Source organism: Cypionkella sp., from assembly GCF_036782355.1.
Lineage (GTDB): Bacteria > Pseudomonadota > Alphaproteobacteria > Rhodobacterales > Rhodobacteraceae > Cypionkella.
The window spans coordinates 19,364-31,938 of the sequence record NZ_DAIPZF010000033.1; the positions used below are offsets into that span (position 1 = coordinate 19,364).

Annotated in this window: 11 protein-coding genes; 4 read left to right on the top strand and 7 right to left on the bottom strand. The window is 62.3% G+C overall.

Annotation, left to right across the window (positions count from 1 at the left end):
* Positions 1 to 12 precede the first annotated feature (12 nt).
* The 4 genes from V7Q10_RS12385 to V7Q10_RS12400 all read right to left on the bottom strand — a co-directional run bounded on the left by V7Q10_RS12385 (position 13) and on the right by V7Q10_RS12400 (position 3,310).
* On the bottom strand, positions 13 to 555 hold the full coding sequence (locus tag V7Q10_RS12385) for a biotin transporter BioY (RefSeq protein ID WP_333869420.1): 543 nt from the start codon (positions 553 to 555) through the stop codon (positions 13 to 15).
* A 27-nt stretch (positions 556 to 582) separates the two neighbouring features.
* Positions 583 to 1,176 carry an energy-coupling factor transporter transmembrane component T family protein gene (locus tag V7Q10_RS12390; protein ID WP_333869421.1) on the bottom strand — a complete coding sequence of 198 codons (594 nt, stop codon included), beginning with the start codon at positions 1,174 to 1,176 and terminating at the stop codon, positions 583 to 585.
* On the bottom strand, positions 1,151 to 1,867 hold the full coding sequence (locus tag V7Q10_RS12395) for an energy-coupling factor ABC transporter ATP-binding protein (RefSeq protein ID WP_333869422.1): 717 nt from the start codon (positions 1,865 to 1,867) through the stop codon (positions 1,151 to 1,153). The genes V7Q10_RS12390 and V7Q10_RS12395 overlap by 26 nt, the downstream gene beginning before the upstream one ends.
* A gap of 165 nt (positions 1,868 to 2,032) precedes the next feature.
* Positions 2,033 to 3,310 carry a 4-aminobutyrate--2-oxoglutarate transaminase gene (locus V7Q10_RS12400; protein WP_333869423.1) on the bottom strand — a complete coding sequence of 426 codons (1,278 nt, stop codon included), beginning with the start codon at positions 3,308 to 3,310 and terminating at the stop codon, positions 2,033 to 2,035.
* Between the two features lie 186 nt (positions 3,311 to 3,496).
* Between V7Q10_RS12400 and dprA the strand changes: the two genes are divergently transcribed.
* Together dprA and topA are read left to right on the top strand one after the other, a co-directional pair.
* Entirely contained in the window at positions 3,497 to 4,654 is a 1,158-nt protein-coding gene (gene dprA, locus V7Q10_RS12405) for a DNA-processing protein DprA (protein WP_333869424.1), read from the top strand.
* Between the two features lie 138 nt (positions 4,655 to 4,792).
* Positions 4,793 to 7,558, top strand: a complete 2,766-nt coding sequence (gene topA / locus V7Q10_RS12410; protein WP_333869425.1) for a type I DNA topoisomerase — start codon at positions 4,793 to 4,795, stop codon at positions 7,556 to 7,558.
* A 3-nt stretch (positions 7,559 to 7,561) separates the two neighbouring features.
* Here the strand turns inward: topA and choV are convergent, their stop codons facing one another.
* Genes choV through choX form a run of 3 tightly spaced genes read right to left on the bottom strand, consistent with a single transcriptional unit; the run spans position 7,562 to position 10,405 of the window.
* Positions 7,562 to 8,578 carry a choline ABC transporter ATP-binding protein gene (gene choV / locus V7Q10_RS12415; RefSeq protein ID WP_333869426.1) on the bottom strand — a complete coding sequence of 339 codons (1,017 nt, stop codon included), beginning with the start codon at positions 8,576 to 8,578 and terminating at the stop codon, positions 7,562 to 7,564.
* A 3-nt stretch (positions 8,579 to 8,581) separates the two neighbouring features.
* On the bottom strand, positions 8,582 to 9,412 hold the full coding sequence (gene choW, locus V7Q10_RS12420; protein WP_333869427.1) for a choline ABC transporter permease subunit: 831 nt from the start codon (positions 9,410 to 9,412) through the stop codon (positions 8,582 to 8,584).
* A gap of 57 nt (positions 9,413 to 9,469) precedes the next feature.
* Positions 9,470 to 10,405 (bottom strand): choline ABC transporter substrate-binding protein, encoded by a 936-nt coding sequence (choX, locus tag V7Q10_RS12425; RefSeq protein WP_333869428.1) that lies wholly within the window; start codon positions 10,403 to 10,405, stop codon positions 9,470 to 9,472.
* A gap of 89 nt (positions 10,406 to 10,494) precedes the next feature.
* On the opposite strand from choX, the gene betI reads away from it, so the two are divergent.
* Complete coding sequence (gene betI, locus V7Q10_RS12430) at positions 10,495 to 11,076, top strand: choline-binding transcriptional repressor BetI (protein WP_333869429.1); 582 nt, start codon at positions 10,495 to 10,497, stop codon at positions 11,074 to 11,076.
* On the top strand, positions 11,076 to 12,527 hold the full coding sequence (gene betB, locus V7Q10_RS12435; protein ID WP_333869430.1) for a betaine-aldehyde dehydrogenase: 1,452 nt from the start codon (positions 11,076 to 11,078) through the stop codon (positions 12,525 to 12,527). The genes betI and betB overlap by 1 nt, the downstream gene beginning before the upstream one ends.
* Positions 12,528 to 12,575: the final 48 nt, after the last annotated feature.

The window sequence follows — 12,575 nt, forward strand, 5'->3', positions numbered from 1 at the left end:
GCAACGGCCCGCTTAGGCGCGTGACAGCAGTGCCGCGGGGCGCATTTTGGCGATGGATTGGGTCAGCAGGCCCGCAAGACCCGCCTTAATGCTATCGCCGATCAGAAAGGGGGCGGCCAGAAGGGCGGCTTCGGGCAGGGTTTTGCCTAGCATCACTGACATGCCGATCACGCCAAGGCCATTCAGCACCAAGACGCCACCAAGGGCTGCGCCAAGGCCTGCGGCAAGGCCGATGTTGGCTTTCAGATGCGTGGTGACAGCGCCGGTCACATAGGCCGCGACCGGAAAGCCGATCAGATAGCCGACGGTGGGCGAGGCCAGCAGCCCCAAACCGCCGCGTCCGCCCGAAAGCAGGGGCAGGCCGGCCAGTGTCAGGCCCAGAAACAACAGCACCGCCAGCGCGCCGCGCTTGGCCCCCAGCACCGTGCCACAGAGCATGATGCCAAGGCTTTGCGCCGTGATCGGCACGCCCGAGGCGAGGTCAATTTTCGGCACCAACCCCAGCACGGCGATCAGCGCGGCAAAAAGGGCGATATGGGTCAGATTCTTTTCCAAGGGCGGGCTCTCCTGTTGCGCGCCCATCTACTCTGTTCCGCCGCGCGCGCGCAAGGCCTCGGCGACCTGCTCGGCATCGTCTAGGGCGGCAAGCGTGGTGGGCAATAAGATCCGCCAGCGCGGCGGGCGGGCCGCGCGCGCCTGCCAGCTTTCGCGGATGGTTTGGCTGCGCGCCAGCATGGTGGGGATAAAGCGCAGCGTCAGCGCGATGGCCAGCGCCAGCGCTTTGGGGGCGATCAGCGGGCGTAGCGGTTTTGCAAGCCGCTGGATCACCGCAATCATATCGCTGAGCCGCGTGGTCATGGTGACGAAATTGGCAGCAGCGACAGCCGTGATCATGCGCAAAATAATCGTCACACCCAAAGCATCTTGCGTGATCAGATGCCAAAGCGCGACCAGCGCGACAAAGGGCAGCAAAGGCCGCAGCATCCGCGCGCTTTCAAGGCCAAAGCGCATGCCTGCCGATGCGATCACGCCGGCAGTCAGCAGCGCGCAAAGGCCAAGCCAAAGCGGTGAGCTGAGTGCAAATAAGATCAGGGTAAAGCCGCACAGCGCTGCCAGTTTGCGACCCGCGCGGCAGTGGTGCGCCCAAGTTTCAATCGGCGAGGTCAGTGTCAGCATCGCGCTCTCCGATCAAGGTCATGGCTTGGGTGAAGGCGGGCAGGATCTGCGCAGGCGTCCCATCGGCATGGATGCGGCCGGCCTCGATCCAGATCAGCCGATCACAGGCGGCCACGGCGGCGGGGTCGTGGCTGATGGTGATCAGGCGCTGCGGCAGGGCGGCAAGACGGCGCGCCAAGCGGGCTTGGGTTGGCAAATCAAGCCCTGCAAAGGGTTCATCCAGCAAAATGCTGCGCGGTGCCATCAAAAGCACCGCCAGAAGGCAGAGGTAATGCTTTTGGCCCTGGCTGAGGCTATGGGTATTGGCGCGCGCCCAGTGGCTGCGGCCTTCGCTTGCCAGCAGGGCTGCGACGGCGGCTTCGGCCTCGGCTGCGGTTTTGCCGATTTGGCGCAGACCAAAGCTGAGTTCCTCGGTCACGGTGGGAAACAGGATCTGGTGATCGGGGTTTTGAAACAGGATACCGAGTTGCGGCAGCAGGCTGCGGCGGTCTGTGGCGGGTGTGCCCTCGATCTGAACCGAGCCGGTGCTGGGCGGGATCAGCCCTGCGATCAGCCGCAGCAGCGTGGTCTTGCCCGAGCCGTTGCGGCCAAGGATGCCGATGCGGGCTTCGGTGAGGCAAAGTGAGATATCGCAGAGGATCAGCCGGCCTGAGAGGCTGACGCTTGCATTGATCAGTTCTATGCCGGCCATCGCGCGCCCCCTTGTTTGGCAGGTGATAGCGCGGTCTGCGCGGGCTTGCAAATGCTGCGGGCTTTGGCGGGCGGCGGAGCCTCCGGCGGGGATATTTGGGCCAAGATGAAAGCGCAAAGGGGGGTGGGGCGCGCCCTGATGTGGGGGCGCGCCTTTGGGGTTTGCTTAGGCGGTGCGGGCGGCGGCGACGGCGGCTTCGAGGATGTCCATCGCTTCAGCGAAATGCGCGTCGGGGATGGTGATCGGCGCAAGGAAGCGGATCACATTGGCGTAGACGCCGCAGGTCAGCAGGATCAGGCCGCGCTTTTGCGCCTCGAGCCGGACGCGGGTGGTGAAGCCTGCGTCGGGGGCATGGTTGCCAGGGTTGGCAAATTCGATCGCCACCATGAAGCCCGGACCGCGGATGTCGCAGATTTCGGGGGTGGTGGAGCGAATGGCCTCGAGCCGCTGTTTCAGGCGGCCGCCAAGCTCGTTGGCGCGGGCGCAGAGGTCTTCGTCTTCGATCACATCGAGCACCGCATTGGCGGCGGCGATGCCCAGCGGGTTGCCGCCATAGGTGCCGCCAAGGCCGCCGGGGTGGGCGGCGTCCATCAGGCTGGCGCGGCCGGTCAGGGCTGCAAGCGGCAGACCACCTGCAAGGCCTTTTGCCATGGTGGTTATGTCGGCCGCGACGCCATATTGCTCCATCGCGAACATGGTGCCGGTGCGGGCAAAGCCGGTTTGCACCTCGTCTGCGATCATCACGATGCCGTTGTCGTCACACAGTTTGCGGATCGCGACGACCAGGTCTTTTGGCGCGGGGTAGAAGCCGCCTTCGCCCTGCACCGGTTCAAAGATGATTGCCGCGACACGGGTCGGGTCGAGATCGGCTTTGAACAGCTTGGTCATGCCGGCAAGGGCTTCTTCGGTGGTGATGCCGTGCACCTCTTGCGGGAAGGGGATGTGGTAGACATCGGGCATCATCGCGCCGAAACCCTTTTTATAGGGGTCGACCTTGCCGGTCAGCGACATGCCCATCATGGTGCGGCCGTGAAACGCCCCGCCAAAAGCGATGATGGCATTGCGGCCGGTGGCGATGCGCGCGACTTTGACAGCGTTTTCAACCGCTTCGGCGCCGGTGGTGACAAATACGGTTTTCTTGTCGAATTCACCGGGCACGGCGGCGTTCAGACGCTCGGCCAGACGGACGTAGTTTTCATAGGGCAGCACTTGGTGGCAGGTGTGGGTGAATTTCGACAGCTGTGCCGTCACCGCGGCCATCACGCGGGGGTGGCAGTGGCCGGTGTTGACCACCGCGATGCCGGCTGCAAAGTCGATGTAGCGCTTGCCTTCGATATCCCAAACCTCGGAGTTCAGGGCGTGATCGACATAGATTTCGGTTTGCACCCCCACCCCGCGCGAGATGGCATCGGTGCGGCGGCGGGCGATTTCGGCGTTTTGCATGGCTGGGATCCTTGAGAGTATTTCCGGCAGTTTGATCGAATTGCTGGCCTGCCGCAATCTGCCCAGCCATGGTTTCGATAAGTCCAGTTTTAGATGAAATTTAGTCCAGCGATTTTACCGGCGACGTTTACCAATTGTTAACCCTGCCGGATGCAGACTGAGCCTTGTAAAGAGTGTGAGGCGGTGATGGCATTTTGTCAAAATCAGGCGCAGCGGCAGGGGTTTGCCGAGGCAGAGCCGCAAGATCCCTTGCTTTGGCTGCGCCTGATCCGCTCGCGACGGGTGGGGCCTGCCAGTTTTCACAAGCTTTTGGCCGAACACGGCGATGTAGAGGCAGCGCTTGCAGCCCTGCCGCAGGTCGCACGGGCGGCTGGGGTTGAGAATTATGCGCTTTGCCCAATTGAGGTGGTGCGCCACGAATGGGCCACAGGGCGGGCGCTGGGGGCGCAGCTGTTGCTTTGGGGGCAGGCGGGCTATCCGCTGCCACTGATGGATCTGCCCGATGCGCCGCCGGTTTTATGGGTGCAGGGCGATGTCGGGCTGCTGGCGCGGCCGATGGTGGCGCTGGTGGGGGCGCGCAATGCCTCGTCCTTGGGGCTGCGGATGACGCGGCGGCTGGCCTTGGGGCTGGCAGAGGCAGGGCAGGTGGTGGTCTCGGGGCTTGCGCGCGGCATTGATGCCGAGGCGCATCAGGCGGCTTTGCAGGGCGGCACGGTTGCCGTGCAGGCGGGTGGGGTCGATGTGATCTATCCGCAAGAGAACGCGGCCTTGGCGGGCGAGATTGCGCGCGCGGGCTGTCTGCTGTCTGAGCAGCCGATGGGCTTGGCGCCGCAAGCACGGCATTTCCCGCAGCGCAATCGCATCGTCTCGGGCTTGGCGCGGGCGGTGGTGGTGGTCGAGGCTGCGGCGCGCTCGGGCAGCCTGCTTACGGCGCGCAATGCCTTGGATCAGGGGCGCGAGGTTTTGGCGGTGCCGGGGCATCCTTTTGATGCGCGCGCGGCGGGCTGCAATATTTTGCTGCGTGATGGCGCGACCTTGGTGCGCTCGGCCAGCGATGTGCTGGAGGCGATTGGCCTGCGCGGGCCGTTTCGCGCCCAAGCGCCGCAACCGCCTGTGGCTGTGGTCGATCTGCCGGGGCCGGTGCCGCAGCGTCGCCCCATGGCCGAAATTGCCGCGGTGCATACCCAGATTCTTGAGCGGTTGGGCCCCAGCCCCTTGGCCGAAGATCAGCTGATCCGCGATCTGGATCTGCCTGCGGGCGGGCTTGCCTCGGCGCTGATGGCGCTGGAGTTGGAGGGCCGGATCAGCCGCCATGCCGGCGGATTGCTTAGTCTGCGCGGCTAGCGCGCGCCGCCAAATTCTGCCAGTGGTGACGAGAAAGTTCCGCCGCAGCATCGGCATCTTGCCACCACCTGTTGACAACGCCGCGATATGGCCCACATGGTGCCCCGCTATCCTCGCAAGTGTTTTCAAGGGAATTCCATGCCCGTTGTCGTCGTAGAGTCGCCCGCTAAAGCCAAGACAATCAACAAATATCTTGGATCGAACTATGTCGTTCTGGCATCATACGGCCATGTGCGCGACCTGCCGCCAAAAGACGGCTCGGTCGATACCGAGCATGAGTTCGAGATGAAATGGGAGGTGGCCGCTGATAGCAAAAAGCATATCAACGCCATCAAAGACGCGCTGAAAACCGATGACGAGTTAATTCTTGCGACCGACCCTGACCGCGAGGGCGAGGCGATTTCTTGGCATTTGCAAGAGGCGCTGGCCAGCAGTCTGAAGAAAGGCAAAAAGGTCAGCCGCGTCACCTTTAACGCCATCACCAAAGAGGCGGTGACCGAGGCGATGAAGCATCCGCGTCAGGTCGATCAGCCCTTGGTAGATGCCTACCTCGCGCGGCGTGCGCTCGATTATTTGGTGGGCTTTACCCTGTCGCCGGTGCTGTGGCGCAAACTGCCCGGCTCGCGGTCCGCTGGCCGCGTGCAATCGGTTTGCCTGCGTTTGGTGGTCGAGCGCGAGATGGAGATCGAGGCTTTTCGCGCCCGCGAATTCTGGACCGTTTCGGCGGTTCTGCTGACCCCGCGCGGCCAAGAATTTACCGCCCGCCTTGTGCAGATGGGCGGCAAGCGTCTGGATAAATTCGACATTGCCACCGCCGCTGCTGCCGAATTGGCGGTGCAGGCGGTGACCTCGCGGGCGCTGACGGTGCAATCGGTCGAAGCCAAGCCCGCGATGCGCAACCCCTCGCCGCCCTTTATGACCTCGACCCTGCAACAAGAGGCCAGCCGCAAATATGGCATGGGGGCCAAGGCCTGCATGTCCGCAGCGCAGCGGCTTTATGAGGCGGGCCACATCACCTATATGCGGACCGATGGCATCGACATGGCCCCCGAAGCGGTGACCGCCGCGCGGGCAGCGATTGGCGCGCGCTTTGGTGCGGCCTATGTGCCCGACGCGCCACGGATCTACAAAAACAAGGCCAAGAACGCGCAAGAGGCGCATGAATGTATCCGCCCCACCGATATGACGGCGGGGCCGGATGATCTGCGCTTGACCGAGGCCGATCAGCGCAAATTATACGAGCTGATCTGGAAGCGGACGCTCGCCAGCCAAATGGCCTCGGCGCGGCTTGAACGCACTTCGGTCGATATTGGCAGTGCGGATGGCCAAGTCGGGCTGCGCGCCTCGGGTCAGGTGACGCTGTTTGACGGTTTTCTCAAGGTCTATGAAGAGGGCCGCGACGACGAGGATGAAGACGAGGGCAAGCTGCCGCAGATCATGCAATCCGAAGCCGTCAGCCCGAAAAAGGGTGGCTTTGAAGCAGCGTTTCAAAAGCAGGCCGAGGCGGTGTCGAAGGATGATTTCGATCTGATAGACGCAGGCGCGCCGCTTGGGCCGCGCGCGATTGGCTCGGCGGTGATCAGTGCCGATGGCGCGGTTTTGGGCAACCAAAGCCACACCCAACCGCCTGCGCGCTATTCCGAAGCCACCTTGGTCAAAAAGATGGAAGAGCTGGGCATCGGGCGGCCTTCGACCTATGCCAGCGTGCTGACCACGATTGTCGACCGCGAATATGTGCGCAAAGACAAGAACCGGCTGTTTCCCGAAGACAAGGGCCGCTTGGTCACCGCGTTTTTGACCAATTTCTTCCGCCGCTATGTCGAATATGATTTCACCGCCGATCTGGAAAGCCAGCTTGACGATGTCTCGGCGGGCGAGCGCGATTACAAGGAAGTCTTGGCGCGGTTCTGGCGCGACTTCTCGGCTGCGATTGCCGAGACGGCCGATCTGCGCATTGGCGAAGTGCTGACCAAGATCGACGATTTTCTGTCGCCGCATCTTTACCCCTTGCGCGAAGATGGCAGCGATCCGCGGGTCTGCACCAGCTGCGGCACGGGGCGTTTGCATCTGAAAACCTCGCGCTCGGGCGGGGCTTTCATTGGCTGCGGCAATTATCCGGAATGTCGCTATACCCGTCCGATTTCGGGCGAAGAGGGTGGCTCGGTCGATGGCCGGATCTTGGGGCTGGATGCCGAGGGCCAAGAGATTTCGCTGCGCGCCGGCCGCTTTGGCCCCTATGTGCAAAAGGGCGAGGCCAGCGAAGAGGCCCCGAAACCGCCGCGCGCAAGCCTGCCGAAAAGCTGGCCTGCCGAAAGCCTGACGCTAGAGCGTGCGATTGAGCTGTTAAGCCTGCCGCGCCAGATTGGCCCGCACCCCGACGACGGCGTGATGATCGAAAGCGCGATCGGGCGTTTTGGCCCCTATGTCAAACATGGCAGTGTTTACGCCAATATCCCCGATGTCGAAGAGGTCTTTACCATCGGCATGAACCGCGCGGTCGAAGTGCTGGCGCTGAAACTGGCAGGGCGGCGGGGTGGCCCTGCGGCCGAGCCGCTGCGCGAGCTGGGCGAGCATCCCGACGGCGGGCCAATTCAGGTGATGCCGGGCAAATACGGGCCTTATGTGAAATGGGCCAAGGTCAATGCAACGCTGCCCAAAGACATCGCCCCCGAAGCGGTGACGCTGGAAGAGGCTTTGGCGCTGATCGCTGAAAAGGCGGGCAAGTCGGGCGGCAAAAAGAAAGCCCCTGCCAAGAAGGCCGCGCCGAAAAAAGCTGCCGCCAAACCTGCGGCGGCGAAAAAGCCTGCGGCGAAAAAGGCCCCTGCCAAGACGGCGGCTGCGAAAAAACCAGCCGCGAAGAAAACAGCGGCCAAAGCCGCCGCTGTGGGTGATGTAACGGAATAGGCTTTAGCCGCGCGGGTTGATCAGCTTGGCCATCAACCCGCCGGCATTGACCACGCCAATCGCGGCCCCGGCTTGGGTGACCGTCAGCTCTGGCGCGGTGGCAAGCTGCTCCATCACCGCTTTCACCGGCATTTCGGCGTCAATCTCTGGCCCTTGGCCCGCGCCTTGCTGCATCACATCGCGCGCGGTCAAAACCCCCATCGGGTTCATATGTGCCACGAAATCCGCGACATAGTCAGACGACGGATTTGCGATAATCTCGCGTGCGGTGCCGATTTGCACGATGCGCCCGCCCTCCATCAGCGCGATGCGGTTGCCGATCTTAAAGGCCTCGTCCAGATCATGCGACACAAAGATGATGGTGCGGCGCAGCTTGGCTTGCAGATCCAGCAGCTCGTCTTGCAGCCGTGCGCGGATCAGCGGATCCAGCGCCGAAAACGGCTCGTCCATCAGCAGGATCGGCGCATCGGTGGCAAAGGCGCGGGCAAGGCCGACGCGTTGCTGCATGCCGCCCGACAGCTCGCCCACCTTCCGTTCGGCCCATTGCGACAGGTTCACCAGCGCAAGTTGTTCATCCACCTTGGCGCGGCGCGCCTCGGGCGATTGACCGCCCAGCTCTAACCCGAGCCCGACATTGTCGCGCACGCTGCGCCATGGCAGCAGGCCAAAGGCTTGAAACACCATGGCGATGTTTGACAGCCGCAGCCGGCGCAAAGTGGCCGCATCTGCGGTGGTGACAGAGGTCATCTGATCGCCGTCTTTCACCCGCACCTCGCCGCGCACCACCGGATTCAGCGCATTCACCCCGCGCAAAAGCGTCGATTTTCCCGACCCCGACAGCCCCATCAGCACCAAAATCTCGCCCTCGGCCACCGAAAGGCTGCAATCATGCACGCCCAGGATCTGGCCGGTGCTGGCCTGAATCTCGGACCGGCTTTGGCCCTGATCCATCAGCGGCAAGGCGCGGTCAGGGTGATCGCCAAAAACAATCGAGACGCGGTCAAATTCAATAGCGTTCATGGCTCAGCCCTTGCGCTGGAAGGTTGCGCGCAGGGTGATGGCGATGACCACGATGACCATGCCAGATTCGAAACCCTTCGCGATATTCATGCTTTGCAAGGCGCGCAGCACCGGAATGCCGACACCGTTTGCCCCGACCATGGCCGCAATCACCACCATCGACAGCGACAGCATGATGGTTTGGTTCAGCCCGACCATGATTTGCGGCAAGGCCCAAGGCAGTTCGACCTTCCACAGCTTTTGGCTGGGGGTGGCGCCAAAGGCGGTTGCGGCCTCTTTCAGCGCAATCGGGGTGGATGAGATGCCAAGCTCGGTCAGCCTGATCGGGGCGGGCAGCACAAAGATCACGGTGGCGACAAGGCCCGGCACCATGCCAAGGCCAAAAAACACAACCGCCGGAATAAGATAGACCATGGTCGGCAGGGTCTGCATCAGATCAAGCACGGGGGCCAGCGCCTCGTTCAGGCGAGGACGATGCGCGCAGGCAATGCCGATTGGCACGCCCAAAGCCATGCAAACCGCACAGGCCGAGACAATCAGCGTCAGGCTTTCCGTGGTTTCTTTCCAATAGCCTTGGTTGATGATGAACAAAAACCCCAGCCCAACCCCGATCACGGTTTTCCAATTGCGCTGCATGGCCCAAGCGATGGCCATGAACACAGCGATAATCACCAAAGGATTGGGGGTTTGCAGCAGCCACAAAAACCCCTCGATCAGCCATTCAAGCGCCTTGGCAAGCGCGTTAAAGGCCCAGGCCAGATTGACTTTCATCCAAAGAAAGATCGTATTCGCCCATGCTCCGATCGGGAGTTTATAGGCCGTTAGCCAATCCATGTGGTGCCCCTTTTAGACAAGATAAGGCCCCGAAGATGGCTTCGGGGCCCTGTTGGTTTACTTCAAGGCAGCGCTGACAGCCGCCATGGCATCGCCACCGTCTTTGGTGGTGACGCCGTCCAGCCATGGGCCAAGCACATCGCTATGAGCGGCCAGCCAAGCCTTGGCGGCAGCCTTTGGATCAGCGCCATCGTTCAAGATCGCGCCCATGATCTCGTTTTCCATCGCCAGCGTAAAGCTAAGGTTGGACAACAGCTTACCGGTATTGGCGCATTCAGAGACATAGCCCGCGCGGGTGTTGGTATAGACGGTTGCGCCGCCCAGATCTGGACCAAAGAAATCATCGCCGCCGGTCAGATAGCTCATCTGAAACTTGGCGTTCATCGGGTGGGGTTCCCAGCCAAGGAAGACAATCGCCTCGCCTGCGTTATCGGCGCGCTCAACCTGCGCGAGCATGCCTTGCTCGGAGCTTTCGACGATGTCGATGCCCGCATCTTTCAGGCCAAAGGCGTTTTGCTCGATCATATCAAGGATCAGCTTGTTGCCGTCATTGCCGGCCTCGATGCCGTAAACCTTGCCACCCAGATCGGCCGCATGGGCTGCGATATCGGCGAAATCTTTGATGCCCAGTTCGGCACCTTTGGCATTGGTCGCCAGCGTATATTTCGCGCCCTCAAGGTTGGCGCGCACGGTGTCCACGGTTTTGGCGTCGCGGTAGGCGGCGATATTGCTTTCCATGGTTGGCATCCAATTGCCAAGGAAAACATCGACATCGCCCGAGGACATGCCTTCATAGGTCACCGGCACCGACAGCACTTTGGTTTCGGTCTCATAGCCCAAAGCCTCTAGCACAAGGCTGGTCGCGGCGGTGGTGGCGGTGATGTCGGTCCAGCCCACATCCGAGAAGGTCACTTTATCGCAGCCAGCAGCAAAGGCGGAACCGGCCATGGCAAAGGTCACGGCAGAAGCAAGTAGCGTAGAACGAAGGGTCATTTGGGTATCCCTGTTTTTTGTTGATTGACGAGTCAATAAACTTCAAGATAGCTGCAGAAAGCAAGTGTTTTTCCTGAAAAGGCGCAACTATGCCAAAGCTTGGAATGGAGCCTATCCGAAAGGCGGCCCTCGTCAAAGCCACGATTGCAGAAATCGGGCGGGCGGGGTCTTTGGATGTGACGGTCAGCCAGATCGCCAAGCGTGCGGGCATGTCCAGCGCTTTGGCGCATCACTATTTTGGCAGCAAGGAAGAGATGTTTTTGGCCGCGATGCGCAATATCCTAACGCTTTACGGCGCCGAGGTGCGCGGCGCGCTTGCGGCGGCAGAGGGTCCGCAGGCGCGGCTGGCGGCGATTTTGGCGGCCTCGTTCAGTGCCGGCAATTTCCGGCGCGAAGCGGTGGGGGCTTGGCTGAACTTTTGGGTCTTGGCCCAGACCGTGCCCGAGGCGAAACGGCTTTTGAAGATATATCAGGGCCGGTTACGCTCGAACCTGATGGCGGAACTGCGGCCTTTGGCGGGGGCGCGGGCGATTGGCATCGCCGATGGCTTGGGCGCGTTGATTGACGGGCTTTACCTGCGCGAAGTGTTGAAGTCGGGCGCGCCTGATGGGGCGGCAGCGGTCAAGACCGCGTTGAATTATTTGAATTCTAAACTGGAAAGGGGGGCGTGATGATTGCGCAACCAAAAGCGAGCCATTTTGTCGATGGCGCCTATGTCGAAGACACCGCAGGGGCTGTGATCGAGGTGATCTATCCGGCCACGGGGGCGGTGATTGCGCGGCTGCACGAGGCAACCCCTGCGGTGATCGAGGCAGCCTTGGCCAGTGCCACACGCGCGCAGACCGCTTGGGCCGCCCTGCGCCCGGTGGACCGCGGAAGGATCCTGCGGCGGGCAGCTGACATCATCCGCGACCGCAATGCCGATCTGGCGCGGCTGGAAACCTTGGACACCGGCAAACCGCTTCAGGAAACGCTGGTTGCCGATTGGCCCTCGGGGGCTGATGCGCTGGAATATTTCGCAGGTCTTGCCCCGACGATCACCGGCCAGACCATCCCCTTGGGGCGCGATTTTGTCTATACCATCCGCGAGGCTTTGGGGGTTTGCGTCGGCATCGGCGCTTGGAATTACCCCAGCCAGATTGCCTGCTGGAAATCGGCTCCGGCGCTGGCTTTGGGCAATGCCATGGTGTTCAAACCTTCTGAGGTCACGCCGCTTGGCGCCTTGCAACTGGCCGAGATCTATATCGAAGCGGGGCTGCCAGCGGGGCTTTTTAACGTCGTGCAAGGGCGCGGCGGGGTGGGGGGCAGCCTTGTCACCGATCCGCGCGTGGCCAAAGTCTCGCTTACAGGCTCGGTGCCGACGGGGCAAAAGGTCTATGCGGCAGCTGCCGGCGGAATGCGGCATGTGACGATGGAGCTGGGCGGCAAATCGCCCTTGATCATCTTTGACGATGCAAGCCTAGAGGATGCGGTGGGGGCGGCCATGCTGGCCAACTTCTATTCGGCCGGGCAGGTGTGCAGCAATGGTACGCGGGTGTTTGTGCAAAAAGGCATCAAGGCGCGGTTCTTGGCGCGGCTGGCCGAACGGGCCGCGACGATTGTGATGGGCGATCCGCTGGATGAGGCGACGCAGATGGGGCCGCTGGTGTCAGAGCTGCAACGCGACAAGGTGCTGGCCTATGTGCAGGGCGCTGTGGCCGAGGGCGCGCGGCTGGTTTGCGGCGGCGGGCAGGGCGCGCAGGCGGGGTTGTTCGTCGAGCCCACCGTTTTTGCCGATGTCACCGATGGCATGACTTTGGCCCGCGAAGAGGTCTTTGGCCCGGTGATGGCGGTGCTGGATTTTGACGACGAATCCGAGGTGGTGGCCCGCGCCAATGACACGCAATTTGGCCTTGCCGCAGGGGTGTTCACCGCCGATCTGACCCGGGCGCATCGGGTGATTGCGGCGCTGCAAGCCGGCACTTGCTGGATCAACGCCTATAATCTGACGCCGGTGGAAAGCCCCTTTGGCGGGGTGAAAGCCTCGGGCGTGGGGCGCGAAAACGGCCATGCGGCGGTGGAACATTACAGCCAAATCAAAAGCGTCTATGTCGGTATGGGGCCGGTGGACGCGCCTTACTAAGGCCCCCCAAAGACGCTCCCGCCCCCCCACCCCCCGGCTTTGGGGGGC